Below are 20232 nucleotides of genomic sequence, written 5' to 3'. Positions count from 1 at the left end.
CGAAACCGCGGTGCCCGAAACAGCGCCCCCGAAAGACACCTCGCCGTCGAGGTTCAGCGCCCTCCCTGCAGAGCGACACCACCCACGTTTCACGTGAAACAGCCCCGCCTCCGCCGATGAACCCCGCCCCCAACCCCACGTACAAACAAAAGAGTTGGGCCCGCACCCCGAAAGGTGCGGGCCCAACTCTTCGACTCAGCAGTGCCGAGCGCGACGCTTACGCGGCGACGACCTCGATGTTGACCTTGGCGGCAACCTCGGGGTGCAGGCGCACGGACGTCTCGTGGGCGCCCAGCGTCTTGATCGGCGAGCCCAGCTCGACGCGGCGCTTGTCGATCTTCGGACCGCCGGCAGCCTCGATCGCCGAAGCGACGTCGGCCGGGGTGACGGAACCGAAGAGGCGACCGGCCTCGCCGGAGCGGACGGCAAGGCGAACCTTGACGGCCTCGAGCTGGCCCTTGATCTGGTTGGCCTGCTCGATGGTCTGGATCTCGTGGATCTTGCGAGCGCGACGAATCTGCTCGACGTCCTTCTCGCCGCCCTTGGTCCAGCGGATGGCGAACTTCCGCGGGATCAGGTAGTTGCGGGCGTAGCCGTCCTTGACGTCGACGACGTCGCCGGCGGCGCCGAGGCCAGTGACCTCGTGGGTGAGGATGATCTTCATGTTTCGGTCACCCTTCCCTTATCGCGCGGTGGACGTGTAGGGCAGCAGCGCCATCTCACGGCTGTTCTTCACGGCCGTGGCGACGTCACGCTGGTGCTGGGTGCAGTTGCCGGTCACGCGGCGGGCACGGATCTTGCCGCGGTCGGAAATGAACTTCCGCAGCATGTTCGTGTCCTTGTAGTCCACGTACGTGACCTTGTCCTTGCAGAAAGCGCAGACCTTCTTCTTCGGCTTGCGCACAGGCGGCTTAGCCATGGTGTTTCTCCTGTGTGATCAAGAAGTGTGAGTGCGAGCCCGACCTAGAAGGGGGGCTCGTCCGAGTAGCCGCCACCGCCGCCGGAGCCTCCGCCCCAGCCGCCGCCACCGCCGCCGCCCTGCTGGCCGCCGCCGGCCGGCGCACCGGTCGCCCAGGGGTCGTCGGCGGGAGCACCGCCGCCACCCTGCTGCTGACCGCCACCGGGGCCACCGCCCCAGCCGCCGCCACCGCCGCCGCCCTGCTGGCCGCCGCCGTAACCGCCCTGGCCACCGCGGCCGCTGGTCTTGGTGACCTTGGCCGTGGCGTTGCGCAGGCTGGCGCCGACCTCGTCGACGTCGAGCTCGTAGACCGTGCGCTTGATGCCCTCGCGGTCCTCGTACGACCGCTGCTTCAGACGGCCCTGCACGATGACGCGCATGCCGCGCTGGAGCGACTCCGCGACGTTCTCCGCCGCCTGACGCCAGACCGAGCAGGTCAGGAACAGGCTCTCGCCGTCCTTCCACTCATTGGTCTGCCGGTCGAAGGTGCGGGGAGTGGACGCGACACGGAACTTCGCGACCGCCGCACCGGAAGGGGTGAAGCGCAGCTCGGGGTCGTCGACAAGATTGCCGACGACCGTGATGACGGTCTCGCCTGCCATGGGGGAACCTCTCGGCGGGTTTGCTGCTGGCTGCTTGCTGCTACTCGAATCCCGGGATCAGCTGAGCTGGAGAGCTCAGTGGGTCTCGGGACGGAGGACCTTGGTCCGGAGGACCGACTCGTTCAGGTTCATCTGGCGGTCGAGCTCCTTGACGACCGCAGGCTCGGCCTGCAGGTCGATGACCGAGTAGATGCCCTCGGGCTTCTTCTTGATCTCGTACGAGAGACGACGACGGCCCCAGGTGTCGACCTTCTCGACCTTTCCGTTGCCCTCACGGACGACGGAGAGGAAGTTCTCGATCAGCGGGGAGACAGCGCGCTCCTCGAGATCGGGGTCGAGGATGACCATCACCTCGTAGTGACGCATGTAGAACCCACCTCCTTTGGACTCAGCGGCCACGGTCGTTCCGTGGCAGGAGGGTCGTGATGCGTACGCAACGGTATCGGCCGCCACTGACAATCGGGCCCCGCGAGCGGGACTCGTTCCGTGGCCGGGCCCTTGGCCTGGGCAGACACCGGTGCAGACGGTACAGAGTACCCGCACGTCGCCTTCCGGTTGAAATCAAGAGGTCAGGGGCCGCAATCTGTACACATCGGGTGTCTATGGCGCTACGATGCGCCGCCTCTTGCCAGGAGGTGCCTCATGGCACAGGCAATACGTCGAAACACGGCAAGCTCCCTCCTCGCCACGGACGGGAAACCGCACCCCGTCCAGGACACGCTCCTCGCCGTGACGCTGGTCCTCGGCGCTGTCGCGTTCATCACCGCGATGTTCCACCACCTGCATCTGCTCAGCTCCTGGGCCGGACTCGTGGGGATCGTCACGGGCGCGTACGGGCAGTACATCAGCGAGACGACGCGTGAGCGGTTCCTGCTGATCATCGGGCTCGGCGCCTCGGCGGTGGGCTTCTTCCTCGGTATGGCGCACGGCGGCCTGTTCGGGGGATGGATCGGCTGACGGCCTGAAGCGGCGCGTCCACAACCGGACGACCACAAACCGCAGGACCACAACCGCACGACCACAACCGGCATACGGCCAGTCGGGGCGCTTCCCCGGCGCAGTAGGCTTCGGCGGGTGAGCCGGAAGCCCCTGCCCCATGGGGACACACCAGCCGAGGAGCGCCCCGCATGAGCCTGACCCTGAGGACCATCAGCCGAGAGCAGCATCTGGCATACATCCAGAGCCTGCCGTCGGCGAGCCACTGCCAGGTCCCGGCGTGGGCTGACGTGAAGAACGAATGGCGCTCGGAGTGCCTGGGCTGGTTCGACAAGGCCGGCGAGCTGGTCGGCGTCGGCCTGGTCCTCTACCGCCAACTCCCCAAGATCAAGCGGTACTTGGCGTACCTGCCCGAGGGCCCGGTCATCAACTGGCACGCGCCGAACCTCGAGGACTGGCTGAACCCGATGCTGGCGCACCTGAAGCAGCAGGGTGCGTTCTCCGTGAAGATGGGCCCGCCGGTCGTCATCCGCCGCTGGCAGGCGCCGACCATCAAGAAGGGCATCCAGGACCCGGACGTGAAGCGTCTGCGGGACGTCGAGGCCGATGTGATCGAGCCGCGCGCCTTCGAGGTCTCGGACCGGCTGCGCAAGATGGGCTGGCAGCAGGGCGAGGACGGCGGCGCCGGCTTCGGTGACGTGCAGCCGCGCTATGTCTTCCAGGTGCCGCTCGCCAACCGCTCGCTCGACGAGGTGCAGAAGAGCTTCAACCAGCTCTGGCGGCGCAACATCAAGAAGGCCGACAAGGCCGGCGTCGAGGTCGTCCAGGGTGGCTACGACGACCTTCCGGTCTGGCAGGAGCTGTACGAGATCACGGCCGAGCGCGACAAGTTCCGCCCGCGCCCGCTCAGCTACTTCCAGCGGCAGTGGAAGGCCCTCAACGCCGAGGACCCCAACCGCATGCGGCTCTACATCGCCAAGCACGAGGGCGAGCCGCTGGCCGCCGCCACGATGCTGACGGTCGGCAGCCACGTCTGGTACTCGTACGGCGCCTCCGTGAACCACAAGCGTGAGGTGCGGCCGTCCAACGCGATGCAGTGGCGGATGCTGCGGGACGCGTACGCGCTCGGCGCGAGCGTCTACGACCTGCGCGGCATCTCCGACACCCTGGACGAGACGGACCACCTGTTCGGCCTGATCCAGTTCAAGGTCGGCACCGGCGGCGAGGCCGTCGAGTACATCGGCGAGTGGGACTTCCCGCTCAACAAGGTGCTCCACAAGGCCCTCGAGATCTACATGTCGAAGCGCTGACCGAGCACAATCGACAACAGCTCCACCTCCACTGACCCCAGACACGGAAAGGTTCCGGGACCGGCCATGGCGCTCACGCTCTACGTCGACACCGCGCGCTGGCGGGCACACCACAAGCAGGTGCTCGAACAGTTCCCGGGACTCGTGCCCGTCTGCAAGGGCAACGGCTACGGCTTCGGGCACGAGCGGCTCGCCGAGGAGGCGACCCGCTTCGGTTCCGACATGCTGGCCGTCGGCACGACTTACGAAGCGGCGCGGATCAAGGACTGGTTCAGCGGCGACCTGCTCGTGCTGACGCCGTTCCGTCGGGGTGAGGAGCCCGTTCCGCTGCCGGACCGGGTGATCCGCTCGGTGTCGTCCGTGGAGGGCGTGCACGGCCTGGTGGGCGCCCGTGTCGTCATCGAGGTGATGAGCTCGATGAAGCGGCACGGCGTCAGCGAGCAGGAGCTCGGGCAGCTGCACGCCGCCATAGAGGATGTGCGCCTGGAGGGCTTCGGCATCCATCTGCCGCTGGACCGCGCCGACGGCTCGGACGCCGTCGAGGAGGTCATCCAGTGGATGGACCGGCTGCGCGCGGCCCGGCTTCCGCTGCACACCATGTTCGTCAGCCACCTCTCGGCGCAGGAACTGGCCCGGCTGCAGCAGCAGTTCCCGCAGACCCGCTTCCGCGCCCGGATCGGTACGCGGCTCTGGCTCGGCGACCACGAGGCGACGGAGTACCGCGGTTCCGTGCTCGACGTGACCCGTGTCGCCAAGGGCGACCGCTTCGGCTACCGCCAGCAGAAGACCGCCTCGGACGGCTACCTGGTGGTCGTCGCGGGCGGTACGTCGCACGGGGTGGGCCTGGAGGCGCCGAAGGCGCTGCACGGCGTGATGCCGCGCGCGAAGGGCGTGGCCCGCGCCGGTCTCGCGACGGTCAACCGGAATCTGGCGCCGTTCGTGTGGGCAGGCAAGCAGCGCTGGTTCGCGGAGCCGCCGCACATGCAGGTGTCGATCCTGTTCGTGCCGTCGGACGCGCCGGAGCCGAAGGTCGGCGAGGAGCTGGTGGCCCATCTGCGGCACACCACGACGCAGTTCGACCGCCTGGTCGACCGCTGACCCGACGCCGACGATCACGCAGTTCGTACGCAGAAGGGCCGACCGTGGAGTGCCACGGTCGGCCCTTTCTCGCGCCCCCGGATTCGCTCAGGTTGGCTCGGTTTGCTGGGGTTCGCTCAGGGCGAACTCTCCCTGAGGGCCGCCGGCTGCGCGCCCCAGGCGACGTACGTGCCGCTTTCCACCGTCGGCGCCGCGTGCCGGGGCGGGTGGGCGGCACGGCCGAGGGCGAACGCGTCGGGGGCACGGTCGAGCACGCCGCCGGAGGGGTCGTCGGAGCCGTCCATGCGGACGAGGTCGCGCTCGGGCATGAGGATGTCCCGGACGACGACCGCGCAGAGGTACAGCGTGCCCAACAGGTGGACGAGGATGGCGAGTTGGTAGCCCTCCTGGGGCAGGCCGTGGTGCTTGTCGCCGCTGGTCGTGTAGGCGAGGTAGAGCCAGATCCCGAGGAAGTAGACGACCTCGCAGGCCTGCCAGACCAGGAAGTCCCGCCAGCGCGGCCGGGCGAGCGCGGCGAGCGGGATCAGCCAGAGCACGTACTGCGGTGAGTAGACCTTGTTCGTCAGGATGAAGGCGGCGACGACGAGCAGGGCGAGCTGGGCGAAGCGGGGCCTGCGCGGCGCGGTCAGGGCGAGCGCGGCGATCCCGACGCAGGCCAGGGCCATCAGCAGTGTGGCGAGGGTGTTGACGGTCTCGGTGCCGAGGGCGTCCCTGCCGCGGTCCTGCAACTGCTGCTGCAGGACCAGCCAGAACGAGCCGAAGTCGACGCCGCGTTCCTCGCTGAACGTGTAGAACTTCTTCCACCCGTCGGGCGCGAGCAGCATCACCGGCAGGTTGACGACCAGCCAGGCCCCCGCCGTACCCGCCGCCGCGGCCAGGAACTGCCGCCAGCGGCCGGCTCGGAGGCACAGCACGAACAGCGGGCCGAGCAGCAGTACGGGATAGAGCTTGGCGGCGGTCGCGAGGCCGAGGAGGACACCGAAGGCGGCGGCCCGGCCGCGGGACCACATCAGCATCGCGGCCGCGGTGAGCGCGATGGCGAGCAGGTCCCAGTTGATGGTCGCCGTGAGCGCGAAGGCCGGGGCGAGCGCGACGAGGAGTCCGTCCCAGGGGCGGCGGCGGTGGGTGCGCGTGACGCAGACGGCGATGACGACGGCGCAGACCATCAGCATGCCGGCGTTGGCGAGCCAGTAGATCTGCTCTCGGTGCTGGATGCTGCCGCCGTCGGGCACGACCCAGGAGGCGACCTCCATGAACACCCCGGTGAGGACCGGGTATTCGAGGTACTCCATGTCGCCGGAGAGCTTGTCGAAGTACGGCACGAGGCCGTCGGCGAAGCCGCGTCCGGCGAAGAGGTGCGGGATGTCGGAGTAGCAGGCGTGGATGTACTGCGAGCTGGATCCGTAGAACCAGGCGCCGTTGTAGCAGGGCAGCTTCTGCACCATGCCGAGCGCGAACATCCCGATGGCGACGAGCGCGATGACCCGGACCGGCGTCCACCAGCTCGCGCCGAGCAGCGCCCTGCGCCCGAGGGGCCCGCCGATCAACTCGCTGCCCGCGCGGGCGACTTCGTCCCGTCTGGTGGGCGCGACCACCGGGACGGGACCTGTGGGGGAGCCGGAGGACGCGCTGTCCTCTTCGGACTGCGAGTGCGGCGCGCTCGGGTTCGGGCTCGTGCTGCTCGTCATGGGCTCATCCTGCCGTACGTACCTGAGGACCGGGCGAGGGCCGCCGCACCGCTGCGGGCAGAACGCGACGAGAGCCGCCGCACCGCTGCGGGAGAACGCGGCGAGGGCCGCCGCACCCTGGGGTGCGGCGGCCCTCGTTTCACGTGAAACACGCGCTATGGAAACCGTGCCACGGAGTCCCGCGCTGCGGATTCGGCTCCGGCGACTAATAGCCGTCCGGCCCGCCGAAGAATCCGCCTCCGCCGTCGTTGCCGCCGTTTCCGTTGCCGTTGCCCCCTGAGGGCGGCTCCGGAGTGGTGGTCTCGCCGCCGGTGGCTCCGCCGTCCATGCCGCCGTTGTCACCGCCGCCGTCGGACGTGCCGCCGTTCTCCTGGCAGGTCCAGTCGAACGGGTCGCAGGTGTCGCCGGGGCTCGGCTCGCCGCTGGGCGTGCTCGACGGCTCCTCCGTGGGCGAGGCCGTGGCGCTGTCCTCGGGGTCGGCCGTCTCGGTCGGGGAGGGCGGCGCGGTCGGCTTGCCGATGATCTCGCCGATCTCCTGGGCGGGCGGGAAGGGCTCCGGGGTGACGCCCTTCATGGCGCCCACCATGTAGTCCTTCCAGATCTGCGCCGGGATGTCACCACCGTGGATGGAGGGCACGCCACCGGTTCCGTTCATGGAGAGCAGCTCGCCCTCCTTGGGGTCCGTACGGAAGAGGGTGACGGCCGTCGAGAGCTCCCGGGTGTAGCCGACGAACCAGGCCGACTTGTTCTTGTCGGTCGTACCGGTCTTGCCCGCCACGGGGAAGCCGATGTCGGCGACCTTCTTGCCGGTGCCCTTCTTCACCACGTCCTGGAGGACATCGGTGATGTTGTTGGCGATGTTGGCGTCGATCGCCGCCTTTTCCTTCGGCTTCTCGAACTCGTCCAGCGTCTCTTCCTGGCCGTTCTTCGTGACCTTCACCTTGGTCACGGAGTACGGCTCGAAGTGCTTGCCGTCGTTGGCGAAGGTGCCGTACGAGTCGGCCATTCGGATCGCGCTGGGCGTGGACGTGCCCAGGGAGAACGAGGCGTTGCCCAGGTTCCCCTTGTCGAAGCTCTCCTCGAGGATGCCGGTGCGGGCGGCGAGGTCGCGGGTCTTGGAGAGGCCCACGTCGATGCCGAGCTGGACGAACGGGGTGTTGACCGACTGCTCCATGGCCTTGCGGAGCGTGATCTTGCCCCACATCTTGTCGCTCTCGTTCTTCTGCCGGAAGGGCTGGCCCTGGGCGTCCCGGATCGGCTGGCCGTTCTGGTCGTTGATGATCAGGCGGTCGTTGCCGTTGTAGAGGCTCTCCGGCGACAGCGGCGTACCACCGCTCGCGATCGTGCCCTCCTCCATGGCGGAGGCGAGGACGTACGGCTTCCAGGTCGAACCGACCGGCACACCACGGGTGTTGGCGTTGTTGGTGTAGTGGCCGGCGTCCATGCCCTCGCCGCCGTACAGGGCGACGATGGCGCCGCTCTTCGGGTCCACGGAGGCGCCGCCGAACTGGACCCACTTGTCCCTGTCGCGCTTGTCGGGGTCGAGGAAGACCTTCTTCGTCTTCTCGACCGCCTTCTCCATGTCCCGGACCTTCTTGCGGTCGAAGGTCGTGTAGATCTTGTAGCCGCCCTGCTCCAGCTCCTCCGGGGAGATGCCGAGCTTGGTGGTCACGTAGTCCTTGGCCGTGTCGACGAGGTAGCCGGTCTGGCCGGACAGCGAGGACTTCTGCTTGGCCAGCTTGGGGAAGCCGCCGGCCTGGGCGCGCTTCTCCTTGCTGAGGTTGCCCGTCTCGACCATCCGGTCGAGGATCCACTCCCAACGGGCCTTCACACGCTTGGTGTTGGCTTCGCGGGTCGCGTTGGCGCCGACGCCGCCGTCGGGGCTGTAGAGGTTCGGGCCCTTCAGGACGGCCGCGAGGAAGGCGCTCTCGCTCAGCGTCAGCTTGTCGGAGTCCTTGTCGAAGTAGGCCTGCGACGCCGACTGGATGCCGTAGGCGTTGCGGCCGTAGTAGGCGGCGTTGAGATAACCGGCGAGGACGTCGTCCTTCTCCATCTCGGCGCCGACCTTTATGGAGATGAAGAGCTCGCGCGCCTTACGCGTGAGGGTCTGGCTCTGGTCCAGGTACGTGTTCTTCACGAACTGCTGGGTGATCGTCGAACCACCCTGGGTCTCGCCGCCGGTCGCCATGTTGAACACGGCGCGGCCGATGCCCATGGGGTCGATGCCGCTGTCCTCGCGGAACGTGGCGTTCTCGGCCGAGATCACCGCGTTCTGCATGTGCTCCGGAATGCGGCCGATGTCGACGATCTGCCGGTTCTGGCCACCGCCGGTGGCGGCCATCTGCTTGCCGTCGCTCCAGTAGAAGACGTTGGTCTGCGCCTCCGCCTTCTTCACGTCCGGGATCTCCACCAGGGCGTACGCGATGCCGCCCGCGACCATCATGGCCGCGCAGAACGCGATGAACGTGCCCGTGACCTGCTTCCAGGACGGCACGAACTTCCGCCAGCCGTACTTCCCGGACCGCGGATAGTCGATGATCCGGCGCTTGCCCGACGGCGGCTCCGCGGCCCGACCGCGACCGCGGCCCGGACCTCCCGAGCCGGGTCCGCCGGGTCCGCCGCCACCGCGACGGCCACCGCCTCCGACGGCTCCGCCCCCCGCTCCGGCGCCGATCGCCGCGCGCCGGCGGCCACCGGAACGCTGCGCTGCGCGCCGAGCCGCGGCTCGACCTTCGTACGGCTGCTCCTCACCGGCGGACGAGCCTTGCGACCCGTACGCACCGGAAGGAGACCCTGTGGCACTACGCGGTGCTGCGCGCCGACCGGAGGACCCGGTGACGCCACGCCTGACCGCGGCACGTCCGCCGCCCTGCGACTGCGGCGGTTTGCGACGGTGCTCGCTCATCGAACGACTACTCCTCGGGCAGGCGCGAGGTCGCGCGCCTGGAAGCGGCAGGTGGTTTCCGGTCCCCCCTAAGCACGGACGGCCCCCGGAAGGATCTCGTCCGCACTGCCCCCGGGACGACGACGCCGTTCGGCGCCCTGCGGTTCCCGGAGGTCTGCATGGCGCACAGACTACGCACCGCCAAAACCCCCCTAGGCCTGAAGTTCACCCCAAATCAGGCAACTTGCTTCCCACGAATCGGTGATGTGACGCCGTTCACCGTGACCCCTCTTGCCGCCTTCGGGGGGCCGTTCTATCGTCGTGATGTATCGAGTCGATACATCAGCTCGACATAAAGAGTCGCAGGACTCGCACGGTCACAAGGTCGCAAGAGTCCGAGAGAGTCTCAGAGGAGGCGAACGATGAGCAGGCGCTCCGGCATCCTCGAGTTCGCCGTCCTGGGCCTGCTGCGGGAATCCCCCATGCACGGGTACGAGCTGCGGAAGCGGCTCAACACCTCGCTCGGGGTGTTCCGGGCGTTCAGCTACGGCTCGCTCTACCCCTGCCTCAAGGCGCTGGTCGCGAGCGGCTGGCTGATCGAGGAGTCGGGCAACAGCACGGACGACCCCCTCGCCGCACCCCTGGCCGGCCGCCGCGCCAAGATCGTCTACAGGTTGACGGCCGAGGGCAAGGAACACTTCGAGGAGCTCCTCTCCCAGACGGGCCCGGACGCGTACGAGGACGAGCACTTCGCCGCCCGCTTCGCCTTCTTCGGGCAGACGTCGCGGGACGTACGCATGCGGGTGCTCGAAGGCCGCAGGAGCCGGCTCGAAGAGCGGCTGGAGAAGATGCGCGCCTCCTTCGCGAGGACCCGTGAGCGTCTGGACGACTACACCCTCGAGCTGCAGCGCCACGGCATGGAGTCCGTGGAGCGCGAAGTGCGCTGGCTGAACGAGCTGATCGAGAGCGAGCGGGCGGGGCGCGACCAGCAGCGGTCGGACTCCGGCGGCTCGGCTCGGCGGGACCCCTCCGGGTCGGCCGCTCAGCGGGACACATCAGGAAAGGCGGGCGACCTGCCCCGGCACCGGGACAACTCCCAGCCGGATCCGTCCGCCGACACCGAAAAGTGAGGCAGCCCCGCGATCCGCGGGACCTCATCGAGAACGAACAGGGAGCAACCGGAATGGGTTCGGTTCGCGTAGCCATCGTCGGCGTGGGCAACTGCGCCGCCTCGCTGGTGCAGGGCGTCGAGTACTACAAGGACGCCGACCCGGCGTCCAAGGTCCCGGGCCTGATGCACGTCCAGTTCGGCGACTACCACGTCAAGGACATCGAGTTCGTCGCCGCCTTCGACGTGGACGCGAAGAAGGTCGGCCTCGACCTCTCGGACGCGATCGGCGCCAGCGAGAACAACACCATCAAGATCTGCGACGTGCCGAACAGCGGCGTCCAGGTCCAGCGCGGCCACACCCTCGACGGCCTCGGCAAGTACTACCTGCAGACCATCGAGGAGTCCGACGAGGCCCCGGTCGACGTCGTGAAGGTCCTCAAGGACCAGCAGGTCGACGTGCTTGTCTGCTACCTTCCGGTCGGCTCCGAGGACGCGGCGAAGTTCTACGCCCAGTGCGCCATCGACGCCGGGGTCGCCTTCGTCAACGCCCTTCCGGTCTTCATCGCCGGCACCAAGGAGTGGGCGGACAAGTTCACCGAGGCGGGCGTCCCGATCGTCGGTGACGACATCAAGTCGCAGGTCGGCGCCACCATCACGCACCGCGTCATGGCGAAGCTGTTCGAGGACCGGGGCGTCATCCTGGACCGCACGATGCAGCTGAACGTCGGCGGCAACATGGACTTCAAGAACATGCTCGAGCGCGAGCGCCTGGAGTCCAAGAAGATCTCCAAGACGCAGGCCGTCACCTCGCAGATCCGCGACCGCGAGCTCGGCGAGGGCAACGTCCACATCGGCCCGTCCGACTACGTGGCGTGGCTCGACGACCGCAAGTGGGCGTACGTCCGCCTCGAGGGCCGCGCCTTCGGCGACGTCCCGCTGAACCTGGAGTACAAGCTCGAGGTCTGGGACTCCCCGAACTCGGCCGGCGTGATCATCGACGCCCTGCGCGCCGCGAAGATCGCCAAGGACCGCGGCATCGGCGGCCCGATCCTCTCCGCGTCCTCGTACTTCATGAAGTCCCCGCCGGTGCAGTACTTCGACGACGAGGCCCGCGAGAACGTCGAGAAGTTCATCAACGGCGAGGTCGAGCGCTGACCTCGGCCGACTCGGCCAACCCCGCAGGCCCCCGGGAAATCCTTCCGGGGGCCTGCGCCCTGTGTGAGGCTTGAGGCCATGGCCGTCGTACGTGATCTGCGCGTACTCGTGCGCTTCCGGAACTTCCGGCGGCTGCTCGCCGTGCGCCTGCTCTCCCAGGCCGCCGACGGCGTCTACCAGGTCGCGCTCGCCACGTACGTCGTCTTCTCGCCGGAGAAGCAGGCCACGCCCGCCGCGATCGCCTCCGCAATGGCGGTGCTCCTGCTGCCCTACTCGGTCGTCGGCCCCTTCGCCGGAGTCCTCCTCGACCGCTGGCCGCGCCAGCGCGTCTTCGTCTACGGCAACCTGCTGCGCGCCGCCCTCGCCTGCGGCACCGCCCTGCTGATCCTGGGCAGCGTCCCCGACTGGCTCTTCTACGCCTCGGCCCTCTGCGTCACGGCCGTCAACCGCTTCGTGCTCGCCGGGCTCTCCGCGGCGCTGCCCCGCGTGGTCGACGCCGAGCGGCTCGTCATCGCCAACTCCGTTTCGCCCACGGCCGGAACGCTCGCCGCGACCCTCGGCGGCGGCCTCGCCTTCGGCGTCCGACTGGTGGGCTCCGACTCCGACACCATGGTCGTCCTGGTCGGCGCCGCCCTCTACCTCTGCTCGGCCCTCGCCGCGCTGCGCATCCCGCGCCCGCTCCTCGGCCCCGGCCCGGACGAGGTGCAGCCCCGCGTCGCGGCCGCCCTCGCGTCCACGGCCAGGGGCCTGGTCGACGGCGTACGCCACCTCGCCGAGCCCCAACGCAGGCCTGCGGCAAGGGCACTTGGGGCGATGACCCTGATGCGGTTCTGCTATGGCGCGCTGCTCGTGATGCTCCTGATGCTGTGCCGGTACGCCTGGTCGTCCGACGAGTCCGCCGGGCTCGCGCTGCTCGGCCTGGCCCTCGGCTTCTCCGGCGCGGGCTTCTTCGCCGCTGCCGTGCTCACGCCGATGGGCGCAGGGCGGTTCGGGCCGCTGGGCTGGATCGCGGTGTGCGCGGGCACGGCCGCCGTCCTCGAACCGGCGCTCGGCCTGCCCTTCGCCCCGGTCCCGATGCTGATCGCGGCGTTCGTTCTGGGCCTGGTCTCGCAGGGCGCGAAGATCGCCACGGACACGGTGGTCCAGTCCGCGGTGGCCGACGCCTTCCGAGGACGGATCTTCTCGGTGTACGACGTGCTCTTCAACGTCGCCTTCGTGGGGGCGGCCGGGGTAGCCGCGCTGATGCTGCCGCCCGATGGACGTTCCGTACCGCTGGTCGTCGCCGTGGGGGTCCTCTACGCGGTGGTTGCAGCGACTATGGCCCGATTCAATCGCCCCTGAACTGTCACATCCCTGCGAAAGAGCGCTACCAGGCTGCGAGTTGGCGCGATCGCATCGGTACCTTACGAGGGCCATACACGCGCCGTCGGCGCTGTCATCACCAAGGGGGATCCCATGTCTTACCCGCCGCCGCCCCAGGGGCAGGGCCAGTACCCTTACCCGCCACAACAGCCCGGCCCCGGGTACCCGCAGGGCCAGCAGCAGCAGTGGGCAGGGCCCCCGCAGCAAGGACAGTGGGGAGCCCCTCCGCCCCCTCCTCCGGCGCGCAACGGCATGAGCGTCATGCAGAAGCTCAAGATCGTCGGCCTCGCCCTCGCGGTCGTCTTCGCCGGAGTGATCTGGTTCATGAGCCAGAACGACTCCTCCGAGGCGGAGGCCGGCGACTGCATGAAGAACAAGGGCACCCTCTCCGCCCCTGATCTCGAAATCGTGGATTGCGGCACCGCGGAAGCCAAGTACGAAGTGGTGAAGCGCATCGACGACACCCTGGACATGAGCCGATGCGAGGGTGTTCCCGGAGCCGAGATCCCCTACCAGGAGCAGACCAGCGGAAGCAGGAGGAGCTCGGGCCAGCAGTTCGTGCTCTGCCTCAAGGAGGTCTAGCCCGCGCGTTGCGGTGTTTCACGTGAAACACCGCAACCGCACTCATAGATCCGCAACCGCACTCATAGAGCGGGGCCCTGTTTCACGTGAAACAGGGCCCCGTTCGTTTACTCGGACTCGGCTCAGCCCTGCGCCGCCCACCACTCCTTGAGCGCCGCGATCGCCGCGTCCCGCTCCATCGGCCCGTTCTCCAGGCGCAGTTCGAGCAGGAACTTGTACGCCTTGCCCACCACCGGGCCCGGACGGACGCCCAGGATCTCCATGATCTCGTTGCCGTCGAGCTCGGGCCGGATCGCGTCCAGCTCCTCCTGCTCCTGCAGCCGCTCGATCCGCTCCTCCAGACCGTCGTACGCCCGCGAGAGCGCGCTCGCCTTGCGCTTGTTGCGGGTCGTGCAGTCGGAGCGGGTCAGCTTGTGCAGCCGGTCGAGGAGGGGGCCCGCGTCGCGTACGTACCGCCGGACCGCGGAGTCGGTCCACTCACCGGTGCCGTAGCCGTGGAAGCGGAGGTGCAGCTCGACGAGGCGGGAGACGTCCTTCACGAGCTCGTTGGAGTACTTGAGCGCGGTCATGCGCTTCTTCGTCATCTTGGCGCCGACCACCTCGTGGTGGTGGAAGGAGACCCGACCGTCCTTCTCGAAGCGCCGCGTCCTCGGCTTGCCGATGTCGTGCAGAAGCGCCGCGAGCCGCAGCGTGAGGTCCGGGCCGTCCTTCTCCAGGGCGATCGCCTGCTCCAGGACGATCAGCGAGTGCTCGTAGACGTCCTTGTGCCGGTGGTGCTCGTCGCTCTCCAGGCGCAGCGCCGGCAGCTCGGGCAGGACGTGGGCGGCGAGGCCGGTGTCGACGAGCAGGGCCAGGCCCTTGCGCGGGTGGGCGGAGAGCAGCAGCTTGTTGAGCTCGTCACGGACACGCTCGGCCGAGACGATCTCGATGCGCTCCGCCATCGCCTTCATCGCGGCGACCACCTCGGGCGCCACCTCGAAGTCGAGCTGCGCGGCGAACCGGGCGGCCCGCATCATCCGCAGCGGGTCGTCCGAGAAGGACTCCTCCGGGGTGCTCGGCGTGCGCAGCACCCGCTCGGCGAGGTCCTCGAGGCCGCCGTGCGGGTCGATGAACTCCTTCTCCGGCAGCGCCACGGCCATCGCGTTGACCGTGAAGTCCCGGCGCACCAGGTCCTGCTCGATGGAGTCGCCGTAGGACACCTCGGGCTTGCGCGAGGTCCGGTCGTACGCCTCGGAGCGGTACGTCGTGACCTCGATCTGGAAGTCCTGCTCGGCCTCTCCCACGCGGGCGTGCTTCTGGCAGCCGACGGTGCCGAAGGCGATCCCGACCTCCCATACCGCGTCCGCCCAGGGCCGGACGATCTTCAGTACGTCCTCGGGGCGGGCGTCGGTCGTGAAGTCCAGGTCGTTGCCGAGGCGGCCGAGCAGCGCGTCCCTGACCGAGCCGCCGACGAGGGCGAGCGAGAAGCCGGCCGCCCGGAAGCGTTCGGCGAGTTCGTCGGCGACGGGGGACACGCGCAGCAGCTCGCTCACCGCGCGGCGCTGCACCTGGCTCAGGGCACTGGAGTTGTCTTCATTGGCGTTCGGCACAACAGAAGAGGGTACGGGGCTTGCGCTGCGGCAGCTTCCCCGTTTCCGCCGGTCCGGCCTCTGCCGCACCCGGGGCCCGCGGGCAGGGCCGGTTCGACGCCCGCCGGTCGGGCCCGTACCGTCGCTGACCTGCTGGGCGGGCGCGGGAGCGCACCCCGGCACTCCGGCACAGCGCGCCTCGTTACCATGCGGGGACGCAGATGCGGACGACCACTGACGACGACGAGGGACGGGCGAGCGCGTGGCCGAGGCGGCAGACTTCCAGGGGATGACTCCCTCACCTGCCCGCCGGAGGTTCCGGCGTACGGCAGCGCTCCTCGCCGGGGCGCCGCTGCTCGCCGGTCTGCTGCAGCTGCCCGGCGCCGCCCCCGCGGACGCTTCCGCGCACGCCGCCGCCCCGTCGACGCCCAAGGCACCCACCGCCCCCGGCGCGCCCGAGTCGCCCGGTTCCGGTGCCGTCGACGTGTCCGTGGACTCGATGACGCCGAGCGCGCCGACGGACGGCGACACCGTCACGATCTCCGGCAAGATCACCAACGAGGGCAAGCAGACGGTCACGGACGCGAAGGTCGGCCTGCGGGTCGGTCCGACGCTGAACGACCGCTCCTCCATCGACAACGCGGCCAAGCGGTCCGACTCGTTGCAGGGGGGCCTGGGCCGCGAGGTCGGGGGGAAGTACGCCGAGGAGTTCGACAAGCTCGCGCCAGGCGTCTCCCAGAACTTCCGGCTTTCGGTGCCGGTCAAGGAGCTCGACCTCTCGTCGGACGGCGTCTACCAGTTGGGCGTCGCCCTGACCGGCCGCAGCGCCACCCAGCCGTACGCCCAGGTCCTCGGCGTCGAGCGGACCTTCCTGCCCTGGCAGTCGGAGGCGCCCGAGGAGAAGACGAAGCTCAGCTTCCTCTGGCCGTTGATCTCCACCTCGCACCTCACCGCGGAGACCGCCTCCGACGAGCAGCAGACCCCCGTCTTCGCCGACGACAAGCTGGCCGAGGAGGTCGCCCCCGGCGGTCGGCTCGAGCAGATGCTGTCCCTCGGCAAGGACCTGCCGGTGACCTGGGTCATCGACCCGGACCTGCTCGCCTCCCTCGACGCGATGGCCACCAAGGGCTACAGCATCGAGAACCCCGACGGCGGCAATCCGATCCCCGGCTCGGCCAAGAACCGCGCCCTCGCCAAGCAGTATCTGAACGCGCTGCAGCAGGCCGTGAAGGGCGAGAAGGTCGTCGCGCTGCCGTTCGCCGACCCGGATCTGGCCTCGCTCGCCCACCAGGGCAAGGCGGTCGGCGGTTCGCTCAGCCATCTGAAGCCCGCCACGGACGTCGCCGCGAAGACCGTGAAGTCCGTCCTGCACGTCGAGCCGAGCACCGACTTCGCCTGGCCCGCCGAGGGAGCGGTCGACCCGTCCGTCGTGGACGTCGCCACCTCGGCCGGCGCGGACAAGGTGATCGCCCGCAGCGACAGCCTCCGCGAGACCGGCGGCCTGCCGTACACCCCGACCGCGGCCCGCCCGATCGGTGGCGGTACGACGGCCGTGGTCGCGGACGCACGCCTGTCGACCGCGTTCCAGGGCGACATGACGGGCGCCGAGGACTCGACGCTCGCCGTGCAGCGGTTCCTCGCGCAGAGCCAGATGGTCACGCTGCAGGACCCGGACAAGCAGCGCAGCGTGGTCGTGGCCCCGCAGCGCATGCCCACCGCGAGCCAGGCGCAGACGATGGCCAAGGCCCTGGCCGCCCTCGACGAGGAGAGCTGGACCGAGTCGGACGACCTGATCGCCGCCGCCGAGGCCACCCCCGACCCGAAGGCGACGACGCAGGTGCCGGGCGTCGGCGCGTACCCCGCGCGGCTGCGCAAGCAGGAGCTGCCGAAGGCGGCCTTCGAGTCCGTGCGCACCACGCAGGAGACCCTCAACCGGTTCAAGGTCATCCTGAGCGCGCCCGACCGCGTCGTCACGCCGTTCGGCCGGGCCATGGACCGCGAGCTGTCCACGTCCTGGCGCAGCCGCCCGCACGAGGCGGAGACGTACCGCAACAGCGTGCAGCGCTACCTCACCACGCTCACCGGCCAGGTCGGTCTGATCGAGAAGACCGAGGCGAAGCTCTCCGGCCGCAGCGCGACGATCCCGATCACCGTCCAGAACAACCTGGTCCAGGGCGTCGAGAACCTGACGCTCCGCCTGACCTCCACCAAGCCGACCCGCCTCAAGATCGGCGAGGAGCCGGGCGCGTACGAGGAACAGCCGATCAAGGTCTCCGGCGGCCACAGCCAGACCGTGAAGTTCACCACGACGGCGAACGCCAACGGCCCGGTCCCGGTCGTAGCGCAGCTCTACACCGAGGACGGCACTCCGTACGGCAAGGAGATCCGCTTCGACGTCGACGTCACCGAGATCACCCTCACCGTCATGCTGGTCATCGCGGGCGGCATCCTGCTGCTCGTCCTCGCCGGCTTCCGCATGTACACCCAGCGCAAGGCGGCGGCCCGACGGGCCGAGGCCGAGGACGGCGAGAACGCGGCCGACGACTCCGGCGACGGCGAGAACGGCGACGGTCCGGAGCGGCCCGACGGCGACCCCGAGTCGGGCCCCGAGTCCGGTCCCCGGTCCGACCCCGAGTCCGGCCCCTCCGCCTCCGAGCAGCCGAGTGACCCGACACCGGACACCGCACCGGAAAGCACCGACCCGTCCGGCACGGGTGAGAGAGTGGACCGTTGAGCGATGACGTGGCCACTGGGGCCGCGGGACCGATGAGGTGGGGTAAGCATGAATGCGCCGTACGACGGTGACCGCGGCCAGGGCGCGGGCAGCGGCGAACCCGCGGGTGGGCACGTACCCCCGCAGCAGCCCACGCCGGACATGTACGTCGAGGACGCCTACGCCCAGGACCCGTACCGCGCGCAGGACCTCGCCGCCCAGGACCCGGTGACCGAGGCTCTCTACGACCGGGCCTCGCACCCGCCGCCGCCCCCGGGCACGTACGCGGACCCGCAGTCCCTGTACGCGCAGCCGAACCCGCCGCAGAACGCCCCGGACCCGCAGGTCTGGGCGCAGACCCCGGCCCCCGAGCCCGACGGCCCGTCCCGTCATCTGCCGTACGGCGACGACGTCCGGACGACGCAGTTCGTGGGCGTCGACGACCTGGTCAGCCGGGCCGCCGACGAACGCCCCGAGCCGGACGCGTTCGCTCACCTCTTCCGCGACCAGCAGCCGGGCGGCACGCGCCCGCAGGGCGAGCAGCCCGCGGTGCCCGCACCGGCGGCGCCGCCCGTGCCCGGTGGCACCGCGGAGGCTCCGCCGGCGCCGCCGAAGAAGTCCGGCGGCAAGGCCGCGAGCATCCTGAAGTCCAGCGCCCTGATGGCGGCGGGCACGATGGTGTCCCGCATCACCGGCTTCCTGCGCACGCTCGTGATGGCCGCGGCCATCGGCGTCGGCACCCTCAACGACACGTACCAGGTCGCCAACGTCCTGCCGACGATGATCTACATCCTGGTCGCGGGCGGCGCGATGAACGCGGTGTTCATCCCGCAGCTGGTCCGCGCCATGAAGAACGACGAGGACGGCGGCGAGGCGTACGCCAACCGGCTGCTCACCCTCGTCATCACGCTGCTCGGCGCGATCACCGTGATCTGTGTGCTCGCGGCGCCGCTGTTCGTCCAGGTGATGTCGCCGCAGCTGGCGTCCAAGCCGGAGACGTTCGACCTCACGGTCACCTTCGCCCGCTACTGCATCCCGACCCTGTTCTTCATGGGCGTGCACGTGGTGCTCGGGCAGATCCTGAACGCGCGCGGCCGCTTCGGCGCGATGATGTGGACTCCGGTCCTCAACAACGTCGTCATCATCGCCACGTTCGGCGCGTTCATCTGGGCCTTCGGCTCGTCCGGCGAGTCCGGCATCGCGGCCGACACCATCACGGCCGAGGGCGTCCGGCTGCTCGGCATCGGCACGCTGCTCGGCCTCGCGGTGCAGGCCCTGGCGATGGTGCCGTACCTGCGCGAGGCGGGCTTCAAGCCGCGGCTTCGCTTCGACTGGAAGGGCCAGGGTCTCGGCAAGACCGCCGCCCTCGCCAAGTGGACGCTGTTCTTCGTCCTCGCCAACCAGCTCGGCATGGTCGTCGTCACGCAGCTCGCCACCGCCGCCGGTTACACCGCCGACAAGCAGGGCTTCCCCGGCACCGGCATCACCTCGTACAACTACGCGCTGCTGCTCTGGCAGATGCCGCAGGCCATCATCACCGTCTCCGTGATGACCGCGGTCCTGCCCCGCATCTCCCGCGCCGCCAACGACGGCGACGCCGCGGCCGTCCGCGACGACCTCTCGTACGGGCTGCGCACCTCCGCCGTCGCGATCGTGCCGTGCGCCTTCGCCTTCCTCGCGCTCGGCGTCCCGATCACCACACTGCTGTACTCGGGCACCGACGGCGCCACCAACATCGGTTACGTCCTGATGGCCTTCGGCCTGGGCCTCATCCCGTACTCCGTGCAGTACGTCGTCCTGCGCGGCTTCTACGCCTACGAGGACACCCGCACGCCGTTCTACAACACGGTCATCGTGGCCGCCGTGAACGCGCTCGCCTCGCTGCTCTGCTACCTCGTCCTGGAGCCGCGCTGGGCCGTCGTCGGCATGGCCGCCTCGTACGGGCTCGCGTACGCGGTCGGCGTGGGTGTGGCCTGGCGCAGGCTGGGCAAGCGCCTGGGCGGGGACCTGGACGGTGCGCACGTGGTGCGGACGTACGCCCGGCTCGTCGGCGCCTCCATCCCGGCGGCGCTGCTCGGCGGGGCGGCCGCGTTCGGGCTGATGAAGGCCGTCGGCGAGGGTGCCCTCGGGTCGTTCGTGGCCCTGGTCGGCGGCGGCATCGTGCTGCTCGGCGTCTTCTTCGTGGCGGCCCGCCGGATGCGCGTCCAGGAGCTCAACGCGCTCGTGGGCATGGTCCGCGGTCGACTCGGCCGCTGATCCGGCGAC

Annotated in this window: 16 protein-coding genes; 9 read left to right on the top strand and 7 right to left on the bottom strand. The window is 69.6% G+C overall.

Annotation, left to right across the window (positions count from 1 at the left end; genetic code table 11):
* Window positions 1-217: 217 nt before the first annotated feature.
* The 4 genes from rplI to rpsF form a co-directional block, all read right to left on the bottom strand.
* The gene (rplI, locus tag ACIDOF_RS12615) at window positions 218-664 is read right to left on the bottom strand and encodes a 50S ribosomal protein L9 (protein ID WP_409005907.1); all 447 of its coding nucleotides are present in this window, start codon (window positions 662-664) and stop codon (window positions 218-220) included.
* Between the two features lie 18 nt (window positions 665-682).
* Window positions 683-919, bottom strand: coding sequence for a 30S ribosomal protein S18 (gene rpsR, locus ACIDOF_RS12610; RefSeq protein ID WP_003949403.1), 237 nt, complete (start codon window positions 917-919; stop codon window positions 683-685).
* A gap of 44 nt (window positions 920-963) precedes the next feature.
* Window positions 964-1560, bottom strand: a complete 597-nt coding sequence (locus tag ACIDOF_RS12605) for a single-stranded DNA-binding protein (RefSeq protein ID WP_409005906.1) — start codon at window positions 1558-1560, stop codon at window positions 964-966.
* A 75-nt stretch (window positions 1561-1635) separates the two neighbouring features.
* Window positions 1636-1926, bottom strand: a complete 291-nt coding sequence (gene rpsF, locus ACIDOF_RS12600) for a 30S ribosomal protein S6 (protein ID WP_006604399.1) — start codon at window positions 1924-1926, stop codon at window positions 1636-1638.
* 276 nt (window positions 1927-2202) lie between these two features.
* Between rpsF and ACIDOF_RS12595 the strand changes: the two genes are divergently transcribed.
* The 3 genes from ACIDOF_RS12595 (at window position 2203) to ACIDOF_RS12585 (ending at window position 4904) form a co-directional block, all read left to right on the top strand.
* Complete coding sequence (locus tag ACIDOF_RS12595; RefSeq protein ID WP_409005905.1) at window positions 2203-2517, top strand: hypothetical protein; 315 nt, start codon at window positions 2203-2205, stop codon at window positions 2515-2517.
* A gap of 170 nt (window positions 2518-2687) precedes the next feature.
* Window positions 2688-3806: a lipid II:glycine glycyltransferase FemX gene (locus ACIDOF_RS12590; protein WP_409005904.1), complete on the top strand. Its 1119-nt coding sequence runs from the start codon at window positions 2688-2690 to the stop codon at window positions 3804-3806.
* 66 nt (window positions 3807-3872) lie between these two features.
* Window positions 3873-4904 (top strand): alanine racemase, encoded by a 1032-nt coding sequence (locus tag ACIDOF_RS12585; protein WP_409005903.1) that lies wholly within the window; start codon window positions 3873-3875, stop codon window positions 4902-4904.
* Window positions 4905-5020: 116 nt separating this feature from the next.
* Here the strand turns inward: ACIDOF_RS12585 and ACIDOF_RS12580 are convergent, their stop codons facing one another.
* Window positions 5021-6592 (bottom strand): glycosyltransferase family 87 protein, encoded by a 1572-nt coding sequence (locus ACIDOF_RS12580; protein ID WP_409005902.1) that lies wholly within the window; start codon window positions 6590-6592, stop codon window positions 5021-5023.
* Window positions 6593-6797: 205 nt separating this feature from the next.
* Window positions 6798-9497 carry a transglycosylase domain-containing protein gene (locus ACIDOF_RS12575; RefSeq protein WP_409005901.1) on the bottom strand — a complete coding sequence of 900 codons (2700 nt, stop codon included), beginning with the start codon at window positions 9495-9497 and terminating at the stop codon, window positions 6798-6800.
* Between the two features lie 401 nt (window positions 9498-9898).
* Here ACIDOF_RS12575 and ACIDOF_RS12570 point away from each other — a divergent pair, with 401 nt between their 5' ends.
* From ACIDOF_RS12570 to ACIDOF_RS12555, 4 genes are all read left to right on the top strand, one after another.
* Window positions 9899-10606 (top strand): helix-turn-helix transcriptional regulator, encoded by a 708-nt coding sequence (locus ACIDOF_RS12570; protein WP_409005900.1) that lies wholly within the window; start codon window positions 9899-9901, stop codon window positions 10604-10606.
* A 53-nt stretch (window positions 10607-10659) separates the two neighbouring features.
* Complete coding sequence (locus ACIDOF_RS12565) at window positions 10660-11742, top strand: inositol-3-phosphate synthase (RefSeq protein ID WP_409005899.1); 1083 nt, start codon at window positions 10660-10662, stop codon at window positions 11740-11742.
* A 78-nt stretch (window positions 11743-11820) separates the two neighbouring features.
* Window positions 11821-13083 carry an MFS transporter gene (locus tag ACIDOF_RS12560; protein WP_409005898.1) on the top strand — a complete coding sequence of 421 codons (1263 nt, stop codon included), beginning with the start codon at window positions 11821-11823 and terminating at the stop codon, window positions 13081-13083.
* Window positions 13084-13356: 273 nt separating this feature from the next.
* Complete coding sequence (locus ACIDOF_RS12555) at window positions 13357-13686, top strand: hypothetical protein (RefSeq protein ID WP_409005897.1); 330 nt, start codon at window positions 13357-13359, stop codon at window positions 13684-13686.
* Between the two features lie 122 nt (window positions 13687-13808).
* Here ACIDOF_RS12555 and ACIDOF_RS12550 read toward each other — a convergent pair whose 3' ends face one another.
* Window positions 13809-15275 carry a CCA tRNA nucleotidyltransferase gene (locus tag ACIDOF_RS12550; protein ID WP_409005896.1) on the bottom strand — a complete coding sequence of 489 codons (1467 nt, stop codon included), beginning with the start codon at window positions 15273-15275 and terminating at the stop codon, window positions 13809-13811.
* A 241-nt stretch (window positions 15276-15516) separates the two neighbouring features.
* Between ACIDOF_RS12550 and ACIDOF_RS12545 the strand changes: the two genes are divergently transcribed.
* Both ACIDOF_RS12545 and murJ read left to right on the top strand, forming a co-directional pair.
* A complete protein-coding gene (locus ACIDOF_RS12545) occupies window positions 15517-17988 on the top strand; it encodes a DUF6049 family protein (protein ID WP_409005895.1) in 2472 nt (823 codons plus the stop codon).
* Window positions 17989-18036: 48 nt separating this feature from the next.
* Entirely contained in the window at window positions 18037-20223 is a 2187-nt protein-coding gene (gene murJ / locus ACIDOF_RS12540) for a murein biosynthesis integral membrane protein MurJ (protein ID WP_409005894.1), read from the top strand.
* Window positions 20224-20232 lie beyond the last annotated feature (9 nt).

It is taken from the genome of Streptomyces sp. Da 82-17 (genome assembly GCF_046098215.1).
Classification (GTDB): Bacteria; Actinomycetota; Actinomycetes; order Streptomycetales; family Streptomycetaceae; genus Streptomyces.
Note: the sequence above shows the minus strand (reverse complement) of the source record. Positions and strands in the feature narration are given on the sequence as shown.

What these genes read in the sequence shown, in the direction of transcription:
- ACIDOF_RS12555 (WP_409005897.1), top strand. Translation starts at nt 13,357, where the DNA reads ATGAGCGTCATGCAGAAGCTCAAGATCGTCGGCCTCGCCCTCGCGGTC.
- ACIDOF_RS12605 (WP_409005906.1), bottom strand. Translation starts at nt 1,560, where the DNA reads ATGGCAGGCGAGACCGTCATCACGGTCGTCGGCAATCTTGTCGACGAC.
- ACIDOF_RS12565 (WP_409005899.1), top strand. Translation starts at nt 10,660, where the DNA reads ATGGGTTCGGTTCGCGTAGCCATCGTCGGCGTGGGCAACTGCGCCGCC.
- ACIDOF_RS12585 (WP_409005903.1), top strand. Translation starts at nt 3,873, where the DNA reads ATGGCGCTCACGCTCTACGTCGACACCGCGCGCTGGCGGGCACACCAC.
- ACIDOF_RS12590 (WP_409005904.1), top strand. Translation starts at nt 2,688, where the DNA reads ATGAGCCTGACCCTGAGGACCATCAGCCGAGAGCAGCATCTGGCATAC.
- murJ (WP_409005894.1), top strand. Translation starts at nt 18,037, where the DNA reads ATGAATGCGCCGTACGACGGTGACCGCGGCCAGGGCGCGGGCAGCGGC.
- ACIDOF_RS12580 (WP_409005902.1), bottom strand. Translation starts at nt 6,592, where the DNA reads ATGACGAGCAGCACGAGCCCGAACCCGAGCGCGCCGCACTCGCAGTCC.
- ACIDOF_RS12575 (WP_409005901.1), bottom strand. Translation starts at nt 9,497, where the DNA reads ATGAGCGAGCACCGTCGCAAACCGCCGCAGTCGCAGGGCGGCGGACGT.
- rpsF (WP_006604399.1), bottom strand. Translation starts at nt 1,926, where the DNA reads ATGCGTCACTACGAGGTGATGGTCATCCTCGACCCCGATCTCGAGGAG.
- ACIDOF_RS12560 (WP_409005898.1), top strand. Translation starts at nt 11,821, where the DNA reads ATGGCCGTCGTACGTGATCTGCGCGTACTCGTGCGCTTCCGGAACTTC.
- ACIDOF_RS12570 (WP_409005900.1), top strand. Translation starts at nt 9,899, where the DNA reads ATGAGCAGGCGCTCCGGCATCCTCGAGTTCGCCGTCCTGGGCCTGCTG.
- ACIDOF_RS12595 (WP_409005905.1), top strand. Translation starts at nt 2,203, where the DNA reads ATGGCACAGGCAATACGTCGAAACACGGCAAGCTCCCTCCTCGCCACG.
- rpsR (WP_003949403.1), bottom strand. Translation starts at nt 919, where the DNA reads ATGGCTAAGCCGCCTGTGCGCAAGCCGAAGAAGAAGGTCTGCGCTTTC.
- rplI (WP_409005907.1), bottom strand. Translation starts at nt 664, where the DNA reads ATGAAGATCATCCTCACCCACGAGGTCACTGGCCTCGGCGCCGCCGGC.